This is a genomic window from Mesorhizobium sp. M0894 (assembly GCF_040319725.1).
Lineage (GTDB): Bacteria > Pseudomonadota > Alphaproteobacteria > Rhizobiales > Rhizobiaceae > Mesorhizobium.
The window spans coordinates 15,055-36,092 of sequence record NZ_JAMYOG010000006.1 but is presented as its reverse complement, the minus strand read 5'-3'; the positions used below and the strand labels follow the sequence as shown (position 1 = coordinate 36,092).

Annotated in this window: 18 protein-coding genes; 5 read left to right on the top strand and 13 right to left on the bottom strand. The window is 63.0% G+C overall.

Going from position 1 to position 21,038, the window contains the following annotated elements; genetic code table 11:
- Nucleotides 1-89: 89 nt before the first annotated feature.
- The 3 genes from NKH91_RS13515 to NKH91_RS13505 are packed head-to-tail and all read right to left on the bottom strand — an operon-like array spanning nucleotide 90 to nucleotide 2,765.
- Nucleotides 90-1,547 carry a S8 family serine peptidase gene (locus tag NKH91_RS13515; RefSeq protein ID WP_352847754.1) on the bottom strand — a complete coding sequence of 486 codons (1,458 nt, stop codon included), beginning with the start codon at nucleotides 1,545-1,547 and terminating at the stop codon, nucleotides 90-92.
- Complete coding sequence (locus NKH91_RS13510; protein WP_352484363.1) at nucleotides 1,537-2,205, bottom strand: anti-sigma factor; 669 nt, start codon at nucleotides 2,203-2,205, stop codon at nucleotides 1,537-1,539. The genes NKH91_RS13515 and NKH91_RS13510 overlap by 11 nt, the downstream gene beginning before the upstream one ends.
- Nucleotides 2,202-2,765: a sigma-70 family RNA polymerase sigma factor gene (locus tag NKH91_RS13505; RefSeq protein ID WP_352484364.1), complete on the bottom strand. Its 564-nt coding sequence runs from the start codon at nucleotides 2,763-2,765 to the stop codon at nucleotides 2,202-2,204. Before NKH91_RS13505 ends, NKH91_RS13510 begins: the two co-directional genes overlap by 4 nt.
- Before the next feature lie 192 nt (nucleotides 2,766-2,957).
- On the opposite strand from NKH91_RS13505, the gene NKH91_RS13500 reads away from it, so the two are divergent.
- Together NKH91_RS13500 and NKH91_RS13495 are read left to right on the top strand one after the other, a co-directional pair.
- Complete coding sequence (locus tag NKH91_RS13500; protein ID WP_031193706.1) at nucleotides 2,958-3,374, top strand: NUDIX hydrolase; 417 nt, start codon at nucleotides 2,958-2,960, stop codon at nucleotides 3,372-3,374.
- A 602-nt stretch (nucleotides 3,375-3,976) separates the two neighbouring features.
- Entirely contained in the window at nucleotides 3,977-4,981 is a 1,005-nt protein-coding gene (locus NKH91_RS13495; protein WP_352885426.1) for a zinc-dependent alcohol dehydrogenase family protein, read from the top strand.
- A gap of 81 nt (nucleotides 4,982-5,062) precedes the next feature.
- Here the strand turns inward: NKH91_RS13495 and NKH91_RS13490 are convergent, their stop codons facing one another.
- From NKH91_RS13490 to puuE, 10 genes are all read right to left on the bottom strand, one after another.
- On the bottom strand, nucleotides 5,063-5,902 hold the full coding sequence (locus NKH91_RS13490; RefSeq protein ID WP_023718089.1) for an alkaline phosphatase family protein: 840 nt from the start codon (nucleotides 5,900-5,902) through the stop codon (nucleotides 5,063-5,065).
- An 8-nt stretch (nucleotides 5,903-5,910) separates the two neighbouring features.
- The gene (locus NKH91_RS13485; protein WP_352847758.1) at nucleotides 5,911-7,581 is read right to left on the bottom strand and encodes an ABC transporter ATP-binding protein; all 1,671 of its coding nucleotides are present in this window, start codon (nucleotides 7,579-7,581) and stop codon (nucleotides 5,911-5,913) included.
- A complete protein-coding gene (locus NKH91_RS13480) occupies nucleotides 7,581-8,408 on the bottom strand; it encodes an ABC transporter permease (RefSeq protein WP_023718087.1) in 828 nt (275 codons plus the stop codon). Before NKH91_RS13480 ends, NKH91_RS13485 begins: the two co-directional genes overlap by 1 nt.
- 11 nt (nucleotides 8,409-8,419) lie before the next feature.
- Entirely contained in the window at nucleotides 8,420-9,379 is a 960-nt protein-coding gene (locus tag NKH91_RS13475; protein ID WP_023718086.1) for an ABC transporter permease, read from the bottom strand.
- Between the two features lie 16 nt (nucleotides 9,380-9,395).
- On the bottom strand, nucleotides 9,396-10,982 hold the full coding sequence (locus NKH91_RS13470) for an ABC transporter substrate-binding protein (protein WP_352464554.1): 1,587 nt from the start codon (nucleotides 10,980-10,982) through the stop codon (nucleotides 9,396-9,398).
- A gap of 155 nt (nucleotides 10,983-11,137) precedes the next feature.
- The gene (locus NKH91_RS13465) at nucleotides 11,138-13,120 is read right to left on the bottom strand and encodes a CocE/NonD family hydrolase (RefSeq protein WP_352847761.1); all 1,983 of its coding nucleotides are present in this window, start codon (nucleotides 13,118-13,120) and stop codon (nucleotides 11,138-11,140) included.
- An 85-nt stretch (nucleotides 13,121-13,205) separates the two neighbouring features.
- A complete protein-coding gene (locus NKH91_RS13460; protein ID WP_352847764.1) occupies nucleotides 13,206-13,799 on the bottom strand; it encodes a nucleoside deaminase in 594 nt (197 codons plus the stop codon).
- Nucleotides 13,799-14,302 carry an ureidoglycolate lyase gene (locus NKH91_RS13455; RefSeq protein ID WP_023718082.1) on the bottom strand — a complete coding sequence of 168 codons (504 nt, stop codon included), beginning with the start codon at nucleotides 14,300-14,302 and terminating at the stop codon, nucleotides 13,799-13,801. Before NKH91_RS13455 ends, NKH91_RS13460 begins: the two co-directional genes overlap by 1 nt.
- On the bottom strand, nucleotides 14,299-15,147 hold the full coding sequence (locus tag NKH91_RS13450) for a bifunctional allantoicase/(S)-ureidoglycine aminohydrolase (RefSeq protein ID WP_023718081.1): 849 nt from the start codon (nucleotides 15,145-15,147) through the stop codon (nucleotides 14,299-14,301). Before NKH91_RS13450 ends, NKH91_RS13455 begins: the two co-directional genes overlap by 4 nt.
- A gap of 63 nt (nucleotides 15,148-15,210) precedes the next feature.
- Nucleotides 15,211-16,644, bottom strand: a complete 1,434-nt coding sequence (gene puuE / locus NKH91_RS13445) for an allantoinase PuuE (RefSeq protein ID WP_352847767.1) — start codon at nucleotides 16,642-16,644, stop codon at nucleotides 15,211-15,213.
- Nucleotides 16,645-16,817: 173 nt separating this feature from the next.
- On the opposite strand from puuE, the gene uraH reads away from it, so the two are divergent.
- From uraH to xdhB, 3 genes are read left to right on the top strand one after another with little or no spacing between them, the layout of a single operon-like run.
- Nucleotides 16,818-17,192 carry a hydroxyisourate hydrolase gene (gene uraH, locus NKH91_RS13440; RefSeq protein WP_023676223.1) on the top strand — a complete coding sequence of 125 codons (375 nt, stop codon included), beginning with the start codon at nucleotides 16,818-16,820 and terminating at the stop codon, nucleotides 17,190-17,192.
- 1 nt (nucleotide 17,193) lies between these two features.
- Nucleotides 17,194-18,675, top strand: a complete 1,482-nt coding sequence (gene xdhA / locus NKH91_RS13435; protein WP_352847770.1) for a xanthine dehydrogenase small subunit — start codon at nucleotides 17,194-17,196, stop codon at nucleotides 18,673-18,675.
- Complete coding sequence (xdhB, locus tag NKH91_RS13430) at nucleotides 18,675-21,026, top strand: xanthine dehydrogenase molybdopterin binding subunit (RefSeq protein ID WP_352847790.1); 2,352 nt, start codon at nucleotides 18,675-18,677, stop codon at nucleotides 21,024-21,026. The genes xdhA and xdhB overlap by 1 nt, the downstream gene beginning before the upstream one ends.
- Nucleotides 21,027-21,038 lie beyond the last annotated feature (12 nt).

Genomic DNA, 21,038 nt, shown 5'->3' with positions numbered 1-21,038 from the left:
GCGTAGTGCAGGTTGGCTTGGTCATTATAGCACGGCGTGAGACAAGTTTCGCGACAGCGTTATGAGACGGCTCGGTTCAAACACGAGACTTAGTCCTTGGCCGCCTCGGCCGCCTTGGTGTCCAGCAGCCCAAAGCCGAAATCATTGTCCCGCCCCTTGGGGCCGAGATCCTTTGCCGTGGCGGCCAGTGCTTTCTCGACCCAGTCGGCCGAACGGTCGGGCGCGGCATGCAACAGGTTGGCGACCGCGCCGGTCACGATCGCCGCTGCAAAGGACGTCCCGGTCACCACATCCGAGCCGGCGCCGCTTGGCGCCACCATCTCGACGCCGGGAGCGGAGATGAAGACGTAGGCGCCGCGATTGGCCTGCGGCATCAGCCCGTCCTTGGCATCGGTGGCCGTCACCGCGATCACGCCGTCGAAGGCGGCCGGATAACCATAGGGCGCCTTCGGCCCGTTATTGCCGGCGGCGGCGACCAGCACGATGCCGAGCGCGCGCGCATTGCGGCAGGCGATGCCGAGCAGGTCGTTCTTCGGGCCGACGAAGCTCATATTGATGATACGGACATCCTGCTCCGCCGCCCAGTCGAGCGCCGAAAGGATGACGTCCATCGTCGACTTGCCGCCCTCGAAGGCGCGGGCGTGATAGATCCTGGCGCCCGGCGCCATGCCTTTGAACGCGCCGGTGCCGGCGATCAGTCCATCGACCGAAGTACCGTGGTCGCGTGCCTTGATCGGCACGTCGGGCATGGCATCGAACTGCTCGGCGATGACACCGGAGAGCGCGGGATTGCTGTCGTCGATGCCGGTGTCGATGACGCCGACGCGGACATTCTCGCCGCTGGCTTCCTTGGCGTCGAGCGCGATGCGCTCGAACGCATAATTGACGATGCTGGCCGCCTGCTGCAGCGAATAGACGTGGTTGGCCTCACGCCGCAAAGTGCGGCCGTCGGCGGCAAGCTGCGCCAGCACGACGCCGACTGGGCGGCCATCGGGAATGCCGAAGCGCACCAGCGTGTTGCCGAGCAGCCGCGACTGCCGCTGCGAGCGTATTTCGAGGCCGAACGAGGCGGCGATCTGCTGGACCGCGCCGGCATCGCCATTGACCGTGACCAGCACCTCGTCGGGCACGAAATCGCCGATCACGGCGCGCGGCGGCTCGGTTGCGACAAGATCGGTGGGTGCTACGATCGGACCGCCCGGCGCGGCCGCCGGTATTGCCGGCAGGCCCGAAGGCGGAGCGGTCGGCGGGGCCGCGGTATTGCCGGGAGGTATCGGCGCCTCGGTGACTAGGGCAGGATTGGGGAACAAGTCGACGATCAGCGCGGGAAGAAACACGGCACTCACCGTTGAAGCCTTAGCCGGCGTTTTACCGCCGCTATCCTTCCCGTCGTCGCCGTCCTTGGCGCAGTCGGTGCCGGCGGCACTTGCCCGGTTCAGGCAGTCGATCTCCGCCTGGGTGAGGTTCGGGTCGTTGGTCTGCGCCATCGCGGACGTGGCGAAGATTGTCATCGCCGCCGTCAATCGAATGACCGCCTTAGCCGCCATCAGCCGGTTTCCTTCCCTCCAGGGCAGCTTCGGTGAAAGGCTGGGCGGCAATAAGGCCAAGCAGCTTCTGATAGTCGGCGGCGGTCTTGGCCGGAACGCCGAGGCGGAAGACACCGTCGGCGGTCGGCCCGCCGGCGATCTTCAACTGGTTCTGGTCGAGAAAAGCGACGATATCGGACAGCTTCGCATCCGGTTTGAACTTCACCAGTGCAAACGGCATTTTGGCCAGATCGTCTGCCGATCCGGCAATCTTGAAGTCGCCACCTCTGCTGCCGGTCTGGACAAAGGATTGCGCGACGACCAGGGCCAGCAGCACCGCGGCCGCGGCCCAGGCGACGCCGGCCGGCACCGCCATGAAGCGGCTCCAGGCCTGCGCCAGCCAGGGCGACGCCGCCGGCGCGCGGGCCGGGCCGGCCTCGGCGTCGAGCGCCTTGGCAAAGCGGCTGAGCGCATCGGCCGGCGGGCGGATTGCCTCGTTTGCGGCAGCAGTGCCGGAGAATTCGGCCTCGGCCTCGCCAAGCGCGGCCATCGCCGCCGGATCGCTCTCCAGCCATTCCTCGATGGCTTCCAGCTCGGCGCCTTCCAGCGAGCCGTTCAGATAAAACGGCAGCAGCATTTCCATTTCGTCGCGGCGTGACATTTTTTCAGCGGCGCTCATGGCCACCCCCTGTCGTAACCGGCGGCCTTGAGAGCTTCGCCGAGTTTCTTGCGGGCGTAGAACATCCTGGTCTTGACCGTGGCGACCGGAATACCGAGCACCTCGCCGATCTCGCTCACCGATTGCCCGTGATAATAGGCAAGGTCGATCACCGTGCGATGCTCTTCCGGCATGGCATCGATGAAGCGTCGCAAGGCAGCGGCCTTGTCTTCCTTCATCGTCACGACTTCCGGCGTGTCGGCACCGTCGGCGACCTGGGCCGCGTCATCGTCGTCGATCCAGTCTTCCTTCTTCCTGCGTAGCAGGGACAGCGCCTTGAAGCGGGCAATGCCGAGCAGCCATGTCGAGACCTCCGAGCGCCCCTCGAAGGCCGGCGCCTGCCGCCAGAGCTCGAGGAACACCTCGTTCGCGATATCGTCGGCCATCAGTTCCGATCCCGTCTGGCGTGCCACGAAGCGGTAGACCCGCGCGTGGTGGCGCATGAACAGGAGCCGCACGGCTGCACGGTCGCCCTTCGCGACCCGCTCGACGAGCGCGCGATCGGTCTCCGCGGCTGTCATCGCCGGTCGAGCCGCCTGGCTCCTGCCTGCTCTGTCGCTGATCGGCCCAAAAAGGTTCACCGCCTCCGCCGGATATTTGCGGAGGCTAACCGAAGAGCGGAGAGGTTGCCAGAGGTGCGCTTTCTCCTTCTCCCTGCGGGGGAGGGAAGACGCCGCCTTTGCAAACATCGCTGCAGCGAATACGCTCCGCAAATGATCAGGAATCCCACAGTTACGGTCGGTGCATTGCTGGTGAACCACGACCGGAAGGTCTTGATGGGTCTTCGCGCTGCCTGGAAGAGCGCGTGGCCTGGGCATTGGGACACGATCGGCGGCCGCGTTGAAGCCGGAGAGACGCTGGAAGAGGCACTCGTTCGCGAGATTCAGGAAGAAATTGGAGTGACGCCAACAGATTTCGGTTGGATGCGGTGCATTGGAGAGCGCCATCCCGAGCTCTATGGGAAGGCGTTGCACCACGTTTTCAAGGTCATCGGCTGGGAAGGCGGGGATCCAAGCAACATTTGCGAGGAACACACCGAGATCCGGTGGTTTGATGTCGAGGAACTTCAGCGCCTCCCCAATCTGGTGGATTGCGATTATCGCCGGCTCGCAAAGCTCGCCGCGACGTGACCTCCCGAAAGTACCCGTTCTCGCACGTGATCCGCCCACCGATCCTCGGCATTTCCCGTGACGCGAGGGAATCCCTAGGTGCTCAATTTCCCGCGCTTGCCATCCGCCGTCCCTTGATTCGCCTTCTCCAGCCCGCCGATCTCCACTTCGGGCATCTGTCGCTGATCGGCCCAAAAAGGGTTCACCGCCTCCGCCGGATATTTGCGGAGGCTAACCGAAGAGCGGAGAGGTTGCCAGAGTGTACCGTTCTCCCCCTTTTTAGCGATACTGTCTCGGCCGTCAGGCTCGCAATGACGGCGGCCACAAGGCGGCTCATAACCATCGGGTAAGGTGCAGTCGTTCAGCCTCGGGCGAGGCGTAATTGGACGCCATCGCCGTGCAGGGATTCCCGACAGTTTTGTAACTCAACAGTCCGCTGCCGGGCGACTAAGGTCCCGATCGCAAATGGCAATCCAGCCTGAAGAAACGAAATGTCATGACCAACAACAGCTTTGCGGCCGCGATTCTCGTGGATCAGTCGCCCATGGCGGTGTTCGCCGCGGTCAAGCGTCCACGCGAGTGGTGGGGCGCATGAAGCCTTGCGCGGTCGGAAGGAGCTTTCCATGAGATTGATTAGGCTGAAAGCGCCGGGAGGCTTGGAAAATCTCAAGCTGGTCGAGGAAGATTGCCCAGAACCAGGGCCGGGTGAGTTGCTTGTCAGGATACGAGCGTGTTCGTTGAATTTCCACGACAGTATGGTGGCGCTGGGAAAGAAACCGTGCGCCGATGGCCGTATCCCGCTGTCCGATGGCGCCGGAGAGGTGGTTGCGGTCTCAGACGATGTCCAAGAATTCAAGGTCGGAGATGCCGTCGTCAGCACCTATTGGCCCCATTGGCTGGCAGGCGAACCGACGCCAGCCAATAAGAAGGGCGAATTGGGAGATGATGTTGACGGCTATACCCGCGAGTATGTGTGCATGCCCTGGCATGCCTTCACAAGGGCACCGGCAGACTTCACGCATGTGGAGGCGGCAACGCTTACTTGTGCCGGCGTCACCGCCTGGAAAGCCCTGATGGTGTGCGGCCAGGTGAAGCCTGGTGATACGGTGCTGGTCCTTGGCACGGGAAGTGTATCGCTGTTCGCGCTGCAATTCGCAAAAATTGCAGGCGCTCGGGTTATTGCCACCTCCTCATCGGAGGAGAAGCTGGAAAAGTTAAAGCGATTTGGAGCCGACATTGTCGTCAATTACAAGGCGGTGCCGGATTGGGGCCAGAAGGCAAGGGTATTGACGGACGGACGCGGCGTCGATCATGTGATCGAGGTTGGCGGGCCCGGCACATTGGCGCAGTCGATAACAGCTTGCAGGATGGGCGGCCACATCGCACTGATCGGTGTCTTGACTGGTTTTGCCGGGCAAGTTTCGATCCCGGCCCTGTTTTCCAATCAGATCAGGATCAGCGGAATCTCGATTGGCAGCAGGGCAGACCAGAACGACATGATCCGTGCCATAGAGGCCAACCGTTTGAAGCCTGCGATCGACCGCGGTTTTCCCCTGCAGGAGATCGCCAATGCCTTCAAGCACTACGAGTCCCAAAAGCATTTTGGCAAGGTCTGTCTCGAACTTTGACTCCTGTATCTGGCCTCCATTTGGCGTCGCGCATTTCGACCGGCTTTATGTTCTCCGCAAGCAAAGCAGGCCAGGCACCAATCAGTCGAGAAATGGCTTTGCCTTCATCGTCGCCGGCACCGGCACGCCGAGGCGCGCAAGCACCGTTGGCGCGAGCTGCAGCTGATCGAGCAGCGTCTTGGCTTCCGGACCCTCGCCGGATCCGAAGTAGTAAAGTGCGAAATCCTGCATCTCCTCGTCGTGGCCGCCATGATGGCCGCGATCGGTCTGGCCATGATCGGCGGTGACGATCACCTCGTAGCCGGCCTCCCGCCAGCGCGGCAGGAAGCCGGCGAGCATGGCGTCCATTGCATAGACGGCATGATCCATCTCATGGCAGTCATGGCCGAAGCGGTGGCCCATCGAGTCCAGCGTGCAGCTGTGCAGGATGCCGTAGTCGATGCCGTAGCGCCTGGTCAGCATGGTCAAGGTAGCGAACAGGTCGACGTCGCTCGGCGTCATCTGGTTCCTGGCATTATAGCCGGTCATGGTGTGGAACCGGCCGTGGCCGATCGGCCCGCCCGGCTCGTCGAACTCCATGTCCTCGACCAGGTCGAACGGATAGGCCCGGAAGAATTCGGACCAGTAGGAATGGGTGACCGCACCCGTCTTGCCGCCGGCCCTGCTGACTTCGGAAAAAATGTCCGGCTGTTCGACGCGAAACCGGTTCTCGTTCGACAGGATACCGTGCACTTGGGGCGGCACGCCGGTGTGGATCGAGGCGTAGCAGGATGCCGAGGTCGACGGCAGGACGGAGCGCATTTTCCATACGCGGGCTTCGCCTGATTGCACCCAGCCTTCGAGATTGCCCATCAGCCGCCGCCAGTTCCGGTAAGGCACGCCGTCGAGGATGATGACCAAAAGTTTTGTCTTGAGCGCCACGGGAGTGTCTAATTTCCCGCGCTGGCCATGCGCCGTCCCTTGATCGCCTTTTCCAGCCAGCCGATCTCCATTTCGGGCACCGACGACAGCAAAAGATCGGTGTAGGCATCGAAGGGTGGCGTCAGCACGGTGCTCTTGGCGCCGTAGCGCACCACCTCGCCGCGATACATCACCGCGATTGAATCGGCGATCGACTTGACCGTGGCCAGGTCGTGGGTGATGAACAGATAGGCGACGTTTTCCTCTTTCTGCAGCCCGAGCAGCAGCTCCAGTATGCCATGGGCGACCAGCGGGTCGAGCGCCGAGGTCACCTCGTCGCAGATGATCAGCTTCGGCTTGGCGGCGAGCGAGCGGGCGATGCAGACGCGCTGCTTCTGGCCGCCCGAAAGCTCGGCCGGATAGCGGTCGATATAGCCTTTGCCCATTTCAATCTTGTCGAGCAGTTCGGCGACGCGTTTGTCGCGCTCGCGCCCGCGCATCCCAAAATAGAATTCCAGCGGCCGGCCGATGATGGTGCCGACCGTCTGGCGCGGGTTCATCGCCACATCGGCCATCTGGTAGATCATCTGCAATTGGCGCAGATCCTCTTTCGGCCGGTCGGCAAGCCGGTTGGCGAGCGGCCGCCCGTCGAAGGTGACGGTGCCTTGTTCGGGCGGCAAGAGGCCGGTGATGGCGCGCGCCAGCGTCGATTTGCCGGAGCCGGACTCGCCGACCACCGCCAGCGTCTGGCCCGGGAAAATATCGACCGAGACGTTCTTCAACACCTTGATGTGGCTGCGGCCATAGGCGGCGGTGATGTTCTTGACCGACAGGAACGGGCTCGTGCCGGGCTTCTGCTCCTGATGTTCGATCTCATGCACTGAAACCAGCGCGTTGGTGTATTCCTGGCGCGGCTCCTTGATGATCTGGCGCGTGCCGCCCCATTCGACCAGCCGGCCGTGGCGCAGCACCATGATCTCGTCCGATACCTGGGCGACGACGGCAAGATCGTGGGTGATGTAGAGCGCTGCGACATGCGTGTCGCGGATGGCATCCTTGATCGCCGCCAAGACGTCGATCTGCGTCGTCACGTCGAGCGCCGTGGTCGGCTCGTCGAAGACGATCAGGTCGGGCTCCGAGCACAGCGCCATTGCCGTCATCACGCGCTGCAGCTGACCGCCCGACACCTGGTGGGGGAAGCGCTCGCCGATGCTTTCGGGGTTCGGCAGGCTGAGCTTCTTGAACAGCGCCACGGCGCGCTTTTCGGCTTCGGCCCGCGTCGCCGTGCCGTGCAGCAGTGCTGCCTCGACCACCTGGTCCATCAGCCTGTGCGCCGGGTTGAAGGCAGCTGCCGCCGATTGCGCGACATAGCAGACCTCGCGGCCGCGCAATTTGCGGAACCCTTCGTTGCCGCCCTTCAGGATGTCGCGGCCATTGAGGATGACCTCGCCGCCGGTGATGCGCACGCCGCCGCGGCCGTAGCCCATCGACGACAGGCCGATGGTCGATTTGCCGGCGCCGGACTCGCCGATCAATCCGAGCACCTTGCCCTTTTCGAGCGTCAGCGAGACATCGTGCACCAGCACGATGTTCTTCGGCGCCTCGCCCGGCGGATATACCGTGGCCTCGATGCGCAGATTGCGGATGTCGAGCAGCACGCCGGACCTCGGTTGCCCGGGCTTAGGTTGCTTGTCAGCCATTACCCGCGTCCTCCCTTCAGGCTTGTCGTGCGGTTGAGCACCCAGTCGGCGACGAGATTGACGGAAATCGCTAGCGCTGCGATCGCCGCCGCCGGAATGAGGGCGGCGCCTATGCCGAAGACGATACCATCCTTGTTTTCCTTGACCATACCGCCCCAATCGGCGTCCGGCGGCTGTACGCCAAGCCCAAGGAAGGACAGCGTCGACAGGAACAGCACGGCATAGATGAAGCGCAGGCCGAGTTCCGAAACCAGCGGCGACAGCGCATTGGGCAGGATTTCGCGGAAGATGATCCAGCCGCTGCCTTCGCCGCGCAATTTGGCCGCCTCGACGTAATCCATGACGTTGATGTCGACGGCGACCGCCCTCGACAGGCGGTAGACGCGGGTCGAATCCAGAACGCCCATGACCAGGATCAGCGTCACCAGATTGGATGGCAGCACCGAAAGCACGACAAGGGCCATGATCAGCGTCGGGATCGACATCAGGAGATCGACGAGACGCGACAGAAGCGTGTCGAACCAGCCGCCGAAAACCGCCGCCGAGAAGCCGAGTATGGCGCCGAGCGAGAACGATAGCGCGGTCGCCAGCACCGCGATGAACAGGGTGATGCGGGCGCCATAGATCATGCGCGACAACAGATCGCGGCCCAGATTGTCGGTGCCCAGCCAATGCGCCGCCGACATCGGTTCCCAAGGGACGTCGCTGACGATCTCGGCATTGCCATGCGGCGCGATCCACGGTGCAAAAATCGCCGCCAGAACGAACAGCGCCGTCAGCACAATGCCGATCAATGCCGGGATGGGGATGCGTTTGATGACGAGCATACCCGACCCCTTCATTTCGGATGTCTAAGGCGCGGATTGGCGACTATCGCCGCTATGTCCGCGATGATGTTCAGGCTGATGTAGACGGCGGCGAAGATCAGCCCAACCGCCTGAACCACCGGCACGTCGCGCTTGGTGACGTGGTCGACGAGGTATTGTCCCATGCCTGGATAGACGAAGATCACTTCGACAACGACGACGCCGACGATGAGGTAGGCGAGATTGAGCATGACGACGTTGATGATCGGCGCAATCGCATTGGGGAAGGCATGCCTGCGGATGACGGCGAAGGCCGAAAGCCCCTTGAGTTCGGCGGTTTCGACATAGGCCGACTGCATGACATTGAGGATCGCGGCGCGCGTCATGCGCATCATATGGGCGAGCACCACCAAGGTCAGCGCCGCCGCCGGCAGTGCTATGGCCTGGATGCGCTCGCCGAACGGCATTCCGTCATAGACGGTGGAAATGGCGGGAAACCATTGATGTTGCACCGCGAAGAAAAAGACGAGCACATAGCCGACGAAGAATTCCGGGAAGGACGTCGAGGCCAGCGCCAGTCCCGAGATCAGCTTGTCGACCCAGCCATTGCGGTAGCGCACCGCGATCAGCCCGAGGATGATCGCCAGCGGCACCGCGACGACCGCCGCCCAGAAGGCGAGGAACAGCGTGTTCCACAGCCTTCCCTTGATAGAGGTTGCGATATCCTGACCGCTCGACATAGCCGTGCCGAGATCACCGGTCAGAATGCCGCCGAGCCAGCGAAAATAACGGATGTAAGCCGGATCGTTGAGCCCGAGCTGTTCGCGCAGATTGGCGAGCGACTCCGGTGTCGCCGACTGCCCGAGAATGGCTTGCGCAACATCGCCGGGCAGGATCTGGGTGCCGGCGAAGATCAGGACCGAAACGGCCAATAGAAGGATGATGCCCAGCGCAATGCGCTGGGCCACCAGTTTCACGATGGGTGAGGACATATCCGCAAGGCCGGGCTCAGGCTTCGAGCCAGCACTTCGCGAGAGCATATCCGTTCATCAACTCCTGATGCGGATCATCCACCCAGCCGGCAACCTTGGCGCCCGTCGCGTCGATGAACTGATTGAACATCGGCAGGATCAGGCCGCCCTCGTCGCGCACCATCACAGCCATGTCGTGGTACATTGCCTTGCGCTTGGCCTCGTCGAGCTCGGCGCGAGCCGCCAGCACCATCTTGTCGAAATCCGGACGCTTGAACCGTGTGTCGTTCCAGTCGGCCGTCGACAGATAGGCAGTCGAGTACATCTGGTCCTGCGTCGACCGGCCGCCCCAGTAGGAGGCGCAGAAGGGCTGCTTGTTCCAGACTTCCGACCAGTAGCCGTCGCCCGGTTCGCGCTTGATCTCCAGCTTGATGCCGGCCTTGGCCGCGCTTTGCTGGAATAGCTGTGCGGCATCGACGGCACCGGGGAAGGCGACGTCCGACGTCCGGAGCAGGACGGCACCGTCATGGCCCGACTTCTTGTAGTGGAACTTGGCCTTGTCGGGATCGTATTTGCGCTGCTCGATCTCGGTGAATAGCGGGTACGATGCATTGATCGGGAAGTCGTTGCCGAGCGAGCCATAGCCACGCAGCACCTTGTTCAGCATCTCCTCGCGGTCGATCGCCAGCTTCAGCGCCATGCGCAAATCGTTGTTGTCGAACGGCGCGGTGTTGCAGTGCATGATGAAGACGTAGTGGCCGGGTCCCGAATGGTTGCGGATGGTGACGCCGGGCACACGCTTGATCAGGTCGACGATCTTCGGCTCGACGCGGTTGATCATGTGGACCTGGCCGCCCTGCAGGGCCGCCGTACGCGCCGTGGCGTCGTTGATGACGATGATCTCGATCTGGTCGGCATGGCCCATCTTGTCGCCCTGCCAGTAGTTGGCGAAGCGCTCGCCGCCATGGCGCACGCCGGGCTCGTTGGTGGTGACCTTGTAAGGACCCGCCGAGATGCCGGCATCGGCCTTGTCCTTGCCGCCGTTCGGCTGGATGATCAGGTGATAGTCGCTAAGCAGATAGGGAAGATCGGCATTCGGCTCCTTCAGCGTCAACACCACTTCCTTGCCGCTGGCCTTGATGCTCTCGATGCCTTTCATATAGCCGAGCGCGCCGGATTTCGACTTCTCGTCCGAATGGCGTTCGAGGGTGGCGGCCACGTCCTCTGCAGTCACTTTCTTGCCGTTGTGGAACTCGACGCCGTCGCGGATCTTCAGCGTCCAGGTCTTGGCGTCGTCCGACGAGCCGATCTCCTCGGCAATGCGGTTCTCGAGCTTGCCTTCGGGAGACAGCTCGACGATCAGTTCGCCCCACATCTTGCCGAAGGCGAACGGCACCTGCGTCATGAACAGCGCCGGATCGAGGCTGTTGGTGGATTCGCCACCGACGAGGCCGGCCTTGAGCGTGCCGCCCTTGACCGGACCCGCCGCGCGGGAAGCGCTGGAAAGCAGCGAATTGGCGAAGGTTGCGGTGACGCCGAGCGCTGCCGCCCGGCCGAGAAAATCGCGACGGCTCAGCTTGCCGGACGCAACGCGCCGGCTCAGATACTCCAGTTCGTTCGACATGTTGAGTTCCTCACTCTGTTGGTCCGACCTTATGGTCGTTTTTTCTCATTTCAATCGGGAGAATAATGACCGTAAGGGAAAGGGGTAAGCAAGACCGAATGCGACATGCCGTGGCGTAAATCGTGCGTCGCAATTGGACCAATCGCTATAAGCGCTCAAAGCAGTACCCGCGGGATATTCTCCTCGAAGTCGCGCTCGAAGACCAGTTTCTCGCCTTCATAGGCTTCAATTCTGGCGCTAACCATGAAGCTTTGCGCGTCGGAGCGCATTTCGGCGAAGGTTTCGGTGCGCACCGACCATTCATTTCGCGACAGCGTCTGGGTCCAATGCGTCTTGCCCAAGGCTGACAGCGGATTGTCAGGACGGATCGCCCATGTCTCTCTGGCGATGCTCCCGTGGGCGAGGCCATGCTCCAGGTCGCGCACCTCACCGAAATCGTCGACGATAGAAAGCGTGATCATTCCGGTCTTTTCGTCGCGATCGACATGACGCTCGGAATTGGCGGCGCGGACCGTTTCGGTTGCCCAGGGCGTGGCGCCCTCGGGAGCGGGGAAGACCACTTCGTCACCTGGCGCCAGCGGGCGCAGCGGCAGCATCAATGTCGCGGCCGACAATTCCAGCCGGACAGGCTCCGGCGACGGCCAGATCATCGGCCAATAGCTGTTGGAGATGGCAACACGCAAGCGGTGGCCGGCCGGCACGCGATAGGCGCATTGGTCGAGGACCACCCGGGCGCTGACGGTTTCGCCGGGCACCAGCGCTTCGGGAAATTCGTGCGAGTTGCGATGCGTCAGGTTGAGCACGCCGTAGGAGATCAACTCCGACGCTCCGTCCGGATGGACGTCGCACAGCCGAACCGCGATGTTCGCCTGGCGCCGGTCCGACGAGACCCTGACCACAACTTCGGGAGCACCGACGATGTCGACCGCTTCGGTCAGCACCGGCTGGTCGAAGCACACCGACAGCGCATCGTCGGTGCGCTGGTCACCCGGCAGTTCCGGTCCAAAGGTGAAGGGGAAATATTCGCCACCGGCAAGGCCGCAGCTTTGCGGCGAAGTGACGATAGCGTGGTTGCCTTCAGCGATAAGCTCAACCTCTTGCGTCTTGATGTTGGGTGACGGCCATTCCGTTTCAGCGACCCAGCGGCCCGGCCGCTCGGGATGCCAGCGCGCCGGACGCACGCTGTCCATCACATAGGCGCGGTAGGCCGGGTCGGCCTCTACGCCGGTGTCGAGGTCCTTCAGCCAGCGGTCCCACCAGCGCAACGCCTCCTGCAGGAAGCCGATGCGCGGTTCGGGCGCGGCGTAATGCGGGTATTTGTGGATCCACGGGCCGACGATGCCCTTGACCGGCGCCTCGATATTGGCGGCGAGATGGGAAATCGTATTGCGATAACCGTCATGCCAGCCGCCGATCGACAGCACCGCGGCATGAATGGCGGAATAGTCCTCGCAGATCGAGCCGCGTTTCCAATAGGCGTCGCGATGCTGGTGCTTCAACCACAGCGGCGCCAGGGAGGGCTGGTTCTCCAGCCGGGTCAGCCACAGCTCGCGCCATCTGTTGTCGCCGGCCAGCAACGGATCCGGCGGCCGCGACGAATAGGACAGCATGGTCGAAGCCCAGCCGAAATTCTCGATCAGCAGGCAGCCGCCCTTGTAGTGGATGTCGTCGGCGTAGCGGTCGACTGTCGAACAGAGACTGATAACCGCCTTCAGCGCCGCCGGCTGCTTGGCTGCTACCTGCAGGCAGTTGAAGCCGCCCCACGAAATGCCCATCATGCCGACATTGCCGTTGCACCAGGGCTGCGCCGCCGCCCAGGCGATGACGTCGCAAGCGTCCTGCAATTCCTGCTCGGAATATTCATCGTCCATCAGCCCTTCGGAATCGCCATTGCCGCGCATGTCGACGCGGATCGAGGCGTAGCCGTGGCCTGCGAAATAGGGATGCGTCAGCTGATCACGATAGATCGTGCCGTCGCGCTTGCGATAGGGCAGATGTTCGAGGATTGCCGGCACCGGATCGTCGGCAGCATCGGCCGGCATCCACACCCGCGCCGACAGCCGGCAGCCGTCGGGCATGACGATGCCCATATCAGGAAATTCGACGATCTTTCGTGGGAATTCAGTGACGATTTTCATGCGGGCAGACTCCAGGAGCGCCAGATGATGGAGTCCGCAGGATGTCGTCGTGGGCCAGCCAACGAATTCGGCTGGTCAATCCGCGTCAATTCAACGGGATGTCGTTTTCGGCCTTGCTCGCCTGGTAAGCGCCGGACAGTTCGTCGTAGATTGCCGAGACGGCGCTGATCCGCGCCCCCAGCCGCTCGCGCTCAGGCCCCGACAGCGATCGTACCAGTCTGCGGATCGAAAAGCTCTTCCAATAGGCATTCTCGGCATTGTAGCCGCCGGGATCGAGGGTGAAGACCTCTTTCAGGATCTTCAAATCGTGCGGGATAGCGAAACTGTCGCGCGAATCCTCGTGGCTGAACAGATAGTAGAAATTGTCGAAGCCGGTCCAGGTGATCGCCGACAGGCAGAGCGAGCAAGGTTCGTGCGTGGCGAGAAAGATGGCATCCGCGGTGTCGACGCGCTCGGCCTTCGGCATTTCGTAGAAGCGCTTCAGGCAATGCACCTCGCCGTGCCACAGCGGGTTTTCCGTCTCATTGTTGGTTTCGGCAAGCACCAGCGAGCTGTCGTCCTTGCGCAGGATCGCCGCGCCGAACAACTTGTTGCCATGCGCGACACCCTTCGCCGTCTTCGGCACGATGTCGTGCTCTATGACGTCGAGCAGGCGGTCGATCAGCGAAATGTCAGCCATCACCGGCTCCCATCGGGAAGATGAATCTCATAGGCGTGCGAGAAGTGGCACTCTTCGAGGTTGGAGCCGTCGCCGCCCCGGTCGACGACCAGGAAGTCCTGGGGCTCGCCGATCGGCGTCAGCACGCCGTGCCACAAATTGCGCGGATAGTTGACGCCTTGCCCGGGCGCGGTGATGAACGCATGCGGCTCGCCCGGGCCTTCCTCGCCGTCATGGCAGACGATGACCAGGAACGGCCGTGGTGACAGCGGAATGAAGGCCTGGCTGCCAAACGGATGGCGCTCGACCATGGTAAGCTTCAACGGCAGCTCATAGGGCGTGCCACGCACCATCGAGATCAGCACGTGCGCATTCGGGCCTCGTGCTTCAGCGGTGGCGAGATCGTGATAGCGCTCGGCCTTGCCGCCATTGATCGGATAATGGTTGTCGCCGCCCATATCGATGACGTCGCCGAATTCGGCGAAATTCTCGCGGGTCAGCGGCCGCGCGACGATGCGGATCACCGCGCGCGACCCTCGATGCCCACACCGCCGAGCTTGGCGTGGCGGTTCACGTCCTTGTAGAGGAGGTAGCGGAATTTGCCTGGCCCGCCGGCATAACAAGCCTGCGGGCAGAAGGCGCGCAGCCACATATAGTCGCCGGCCTCGACTTCGACCCAGTCCTGGTTGAGACGGTAGACCGCCTTGCCCTCCAGCACATAAAGCCCGTGCTCCATGACATGCGTCTCGGCGAAGGGAATGACCGCGCCCGGCTCGAGCGTCACGATGGTGACATGCATGTCGTGGCGGATGTCTTCAGGATCGACGAAGCGCGTTGTTGCCCAGCGGCCTTCGGTACCTGGCATCGGCGTCGGTACGATATCCTGTTCGTTGGCGAAGAACGCTTGCGGCAGCTCGATGCCGTCGACCGCATCGTAAGCCTTTCGGATCCAGTGGAAGCGGACGGCAGCGCCGCTTTCGTTGCGCACCGTCCACCCGCTCGCTGGCGGCAGAAACGCGAACCCGCCCGGCCTGAGCACATGCTTCTTTCCGGCTAGCGACACGCTCAGCTCGCCTTCAACCACGAATATCGCGCCCTCGGCATCATCATCCGGTTCTGGCCGGTCGCTGCCGCCGCCGGGCGCGAGCTCGACGATGTATTGCGAAAACGTCTCGGCAAAACCCGACAGCGGCCGCGACAGCACCCAGACCCGTGTCCCATCCCAGAACGGCAAGGCGCTGGTGACGATGTCCTGCATCACGCCTTTGGGGATTACGGCATAGGCCTGTGTGAACACGGCGCGTCCGGTCAGCAATTCACTCTGGCCGGGATGTCCGCCCTGCGGCGCATAATAGGTTCGCTCGGCCATTTTCATCATATCCATAAATTCAAGCCTGTTGCGGAAGCCAGGGCCCATCGCGGCAGCCAAAGCCTATTGTGGAAGCATGTCCTTGAGACGAAGCAGCGCGATGCGCTCGACCTGTCTGCAGGCGGTTTCGAATTCGACATCGCGGCTGTTGCCGATACGCGTTTCGAACTCGGCCAGGATGTCCTCCTTGGTCTTGCCCTTCACCGCAATGATGAACGGGAAACCGAAACCGGTGACGTAGGCGGCATTGAGCTTTGCGAACAGCTCGCGCTCGTTGTCGGTCAGCGCGTCTAGCCCGGCCGAAGCCTGTTCCCTGGAGGATTCCGCGGTTAGCCGCTTGGCCTGCGCCAGTTTTCCGGCAAGGTCGGGGTGGGCATTGAGCACGGAAAGCCGCTCGGCCTCGCTGGCCGCGCGAAAGACGCGGCAGAGCGCGTTGTGCAGGCCGCCGGCACTGTCATGCGCCGGGCCGAGTTCCAACTCGTAGGCGCGCTCGGCAATCCACGGCGAATGTTCGAAGACGCCGCCGAATGCGTGGACGAAGGCCTCGAATTCCATTTTCGACGGGCGCAATGCCGGCAACCGGAACGGATGCGTCTCCTGCCAATGTTTTGCAATGTCGATGCGCCGTGCCAGCCAGACCTTGTCGTGTGATTTGACGTAGTCGATGAAGCGCTTCAGTGCCGCGACCCGGCCCGGCCGCCCAACCAGGCGGCAGTGCAGGCCGATATTCATCATGCGCGGCCGCCCTGCCTTGCCCTCGGCATAGAGCGTGTCGAAACTATCCCTGAGATAGGCAAAGAACTGGTCGCCGGAGTTGAAGCCCTGCGGCGTGGCAAAGCGCATGTCGTTGGCGTCGAGCGTATAGGGGATGACCAGCTGCGGCTTCGCCGACCCGTTCGGTGTCACATGCTCGAACCAGTAGGGCAGTTCGTCGTCATAGGTGTCCGACACATAGTCGAAGCCGCCTTCTTCCGCCGCCAGACGCACCGTGTTGATCGACGTGCGGCCGGTGTACCAGCCGGCCGGCCGCGCGCCGGTCACCTCATAATGCAGCCGTATCGCCGCTTCCATGTCGCGGCGCTCGTCTTCTGGCGCGTGGTCGCGGTAGTCGATCCATTTCAGCCCGTGCGAGGCGATCTCCCAGCCGGCCTCCTGCATCGCTGCGACCTGGTCGGGCGAGCGCGCCAGGGCCGTGGCGACGCCGTAGCAGGTGACCGGCACCTGTGCCGCGCTGAACAGGCGCAGCAATCGCCAGAAGCCGGCGCGGGCGCCGTATTCGTAGATCGATTCCATGTTCCAGTGGCGCTGGCCGGGCCAGGGCGCGGCGCCGACGATCTCCGACAGGAAAGCCTCCGAGGCCTTGTCGCCGTGCAGGACGCAATTCTCGCCGCCCTCTTCGTAATTGACGACGAACTGGACCGCGACATGCGCCCCGCCGGGCCATTTCGGATCCGGCGGATTGGCTCCGTAGCCGCGCATGTCTCGTTCGTAACGCATTCTCGCTCCTGCCGGAAATTGTGATCAGGATAGTCGAAAGGAGTGCCTGCGCATTCCCCCGAAATTTTTGAAAGTGTTTTTGTCGCGCTCCGCTCGACCGGGACTTATGCATCGCCTTTAATTGGCGCACAATTCATGAATAGTGTTCGACTGTGCAGGGAATGGAGCAGCCAGTGGCGGAAACGTCGAAAGCCGAAGGCGGGCGCCTGACGACCCATGTCCTCGACACCGCGGCCGGCAAACCGGCGGCCGGTCTGTCGATTGAGCTCTATCATCTTGACGGCCAGGCCCGGACGCATCTGAAAACGGTCGTCACCAATGATGACGGCCGTTGCGATGCTCCGTTGCTTGCCGGCGCGGAGTTCCGTACCGGCGAATACGAATTGGTCTTTGCGGCCGGCGATTATCTGCGCCGGCAGGGAACAAAACTGCCGGAACCGGCCTTCCTCGACCATGTGCCCATCCGCTTCGGTATGGCCGAGCCGATGCACTATCATGTGCCGCTGCTTCTGTCGCCGTACGGCTATTCGACCTACCGGGGAAGCTGAGATGGCCGGGATCAAGACACGCAACGAAATCCGGTTCATCCTCAATGGCGAGGACGTCGCGCTCGGCACGGTTGCACCCGACCAGACACTGCTCGACTGGCTGCGGCTCGACCGCTCGCTGCGCGGCACCAAGGAAGGTTGCGCCGAGGGCGACTGCGGCGCCTGCACGGTGCTGGTCGGCAGGCTCTCCGGTGGAACACTGGTCTATGAAAGCGTCAATGCCTGTATCCGCTTCCTTGGCTCGCTAGACGGCGCGCATGTCGTGACCATCGAGCATCTGCGCGGCGACGCAGGAAAACTGCACCCCGTGCAGCAGGCGATGATCGATTTCCACGGCTCGCAATGCGGCTTCTGCACGCCGGGTTTCGTCATGTCGCTTTATGCGCTGTGGATGCGGTCGCCGGAGCCGTCGGACGCCGCCATCGAAAAGGCACTGCAAGGCAATCTCTGCCGCTGCACCGGCTACGAGGCGATCATGCGCGCCGCACGTGCCATCTCCAGCTACGGCAAGGCGGCAAAGGATCCGTTGGCGGCCGAGCGCAAGGCAGTCACGGCCAAGCTCGACGCGATGAAGGACGGTTCGCGCATTGAGATCGGCTCCGGCAACAAGCGGCTGATCGTGCCGGCCAATGCCGACGATCTCGCCAGCGTGCTGGTCGAGGAGCCGGGCGCCACTATCGTCGCCGGTTCGACCGATGTCGGCCTTTGGGTGACCAAGCACATGCGCGATATTTCGCCGGCGGTTTTCATCGGCAATCTCGATGGTCTGTGCGGGATGTCCGAGGACAAGGGCGTCATCTCGATCGGCGCCGGTGTCACCTATAGCGAAGCCTTCTCGACGCTGGCAAAATGCATCCCGGCGCTAGGCCCGCTGTTCGATCGCATCGGCGGCGATCAGGTACGCAACATGGGCACCATCGGCGGCAATATCGCTAACGGTTCGCCGATTGGCGACACGCCGCCGCCGCTGATCGCACTCGGTGCCCGCATGACGCTGCGTCGCGGCCACAAGCGGCGGACGATCCCACTCGAAGATTTTTTCATCGCCTATGGCCGACAGGACCGGCAGCCCGGCGAATTCGTCGAGGCCGTGCATGTTCCGCTGCCGGGCAGCGAGACGAAATTTGCCGTCTACAAGATCACCAAGCGCCGCGACGAAGACATCACCGCAGCGCTAGGCGCGTTTTTCCTGACGCTGGCCGCGGACGGCACGGTGGCGGAGATACGCATCGCCTATGGCGGCATGGCGGCAACGCCGAAGCGCGCCTTTGGCGTAGAAAAGGCATTGCTTGGCAAGCCCTGGACGGAAGCGACGGTCGAGGCGGCGATGGCCGCGTACGCCGGCGATTTCACGCCGCTGACCGACATGCGGGCAAGCGCCGAATACCGGGCGCTGGCGGCGCGCAACCTGCTGCTGCGCTTCTTTGCCGAAACCATGGGCACCCGGGCGCCGATCCAGGTATCACGGCACGAGGCGGCATGATGAACAAGCACGCCACTCCGAACTTGAAGGCGCAAAAAATCGCCGGCGGCGTCGCCACCGATCAGCGCCATGATTCCGCGCACAAGCATGTCAGTGGCACGGCCGTCTATATCGACGACATGCCGGAACCGGCCGGCACGCTGCACGGCTGTCTTGGGCTTTCGGCGGCGACGCATGCCACCGTCACCAGCATGGACCTGTCGGGGGTCCGCGCCGCACCCGGCGTCATCGACGTGCTGACGGCGAGCGACGTGCCCGGCGAAAACGATATTTCGCCGACCGGCCGCCACGACGAGCCGGTGCTTGCCGACGGCAAGGTGCAATTCTTCGGCCAGCCGATCTTCTGCGTCATCGCCGAAACCCGCGAGCAGGCGCGCCGGGCGACGAGGCTGGCCAAGGTCGAATACAAGGAATTGCCGTTCGTCGCCGATATTGGCGAGCTCGATCCCCGGAAAGACAAGCTGGTCACGCCGCCGCTGACCCTGAAGCGCGGTGATGCAGCGGCTGCGATCAAGGCAGCGCCACGCCGGCTGAAAGGGCAGATGCGCATCGGCGGCCAGGAGCATTTCTATCTCGAGGGTCATATCGCCTTGGCCATCCCTGGCGAGGACCACGACGTCACCATCTATTCCTCGACCCAGCACCCGAGCGAAATCCAGCACATGGTCAGCCATGCGCTCGGTGTTCCGAGCCACGCGGTGACGGTGGAAATCCGCCGGATGGGGGGCGCTTTCGGCGGCAAGGAAACGCAAGGCAATCAGTTTGCGGCATTGGCCGCTATCGCCGCGAAGAAACATCATCGGGCCGTGAAAATCCGGCCCGACCGCGACGACGACATGATCGCCACCGGCAAACGCCACGATTTCCTCGTCGACTACGAGGTCGGCTTCGACGATGAGGGCAATATTCTCGGCGTAGATTTCATGTTCGCGGCGCGCTGCGGCTTCTCGGCCGACCTCTCCGGCCCGGTCACCGACCGCGCGCTGTTCCATTGCGACAACACCTATTTCTGGCCGGCGGTGCACGCGCAATCGGCGCCGCTCTACACCAATACGGTATCGAACACCGCCTTTCGCGGCTTCGGCGGCCCGCAAGGCATGGTCGGCGCCGAGCGCGTCATCGACGAAGTCGCGTTTGCCGTCGGCAAGGACCCGCTCGAAATCCGCAAGAAGAATTTCTACGGCACCAGCGACCGCAACATCACGCCCTACCACCAGACGGTCGAGGACAACATCATCCACCGCATCGTCGCCGAGCTGGAGGCGAGTTCCGACTATGCAAGGCGCCGCCGCACCATCGATGCTTTCAATGCCAACAGCCGCTTCATCAAGCGGGGACTGGCGCTGACGCCGGTCAAGTTTGGCATCTCGTTCACCGCCACCCATTACAACCAGGCCGGCGCGCTGGTGCATGTCTATACCGATGGTTCAGTGCACCTGAACCACGGCGGCACCGAGATGGGGCAGGGCCTCTATGTCAAGGTGGCGCAGGTTGTGGCGGAAGAGTTCCAGATCGACCTCGATCAGGTCAAGATCACCGCGACGACGACCGGCAAGGTGCCGAACACCTCGGCCACTGCCGCGTCTTCCGGCTCCGACCTCAACGGCATGGCGGCGCAGAACGCCGCCCGCCAGATCAAGGACCGGCTGACCAATTTCGCCGCCGAGAAATTCCAGGTGCCGCGCGACCAGGTGCTGTTCCTGCCAAACCGGGTGCGCATCGGTAACCAGGAGATCGCCTTCGCCGATCTCGTCAGGCAGGCCTATATGGCGCGCATCCAGCTTTCGGCGGCTGGCTTTTACAAGACGCCGAAAATCCATTGGGACCGCGACAAGGGCGAGGGTCGCCCCTTCTATTATTTCGCCTATGGCGCGGCTTGCTCGGAAGTTTCGGTCGACACGCTGACCGGCGAATATGTCGTCGAGCGCACCGATATTCTGCACGAAACCGGGCGTTCGCTGAACCGCGCCATCGACCTCGGCCAGATCGAGGGCGGCTTCATCCAGGGCATGGGCTGGCTGACCACGGAGGAACTGTGGTGGGACGACAAGGGGCGGCTGCGCACCCATGCGCCGTCGACCTACAAGATCCCGCTCGCTTCGGACCGGCCGAAGATTTTCAACATCACGTTGGCCGACTGGGCGGAAGCAGGCGAGCCGACGGTGCACCGCTCCAAGGCGGTCGGCGAGCCGCCCTTTCCGCTCGCAATGTCGGTGCTGCATGCGCTGTCGGATGCGGTGGCGAGCGTTGCTGGCCACAAGATCTGCCCGCGCCTTGACCCGCCTGCCACGCCGGAACGGGTGCTGATGGCGATCGAACGGCTGAAGCGAGAAGCCAGGACCGGCACTTGAATCCCGGAAAAC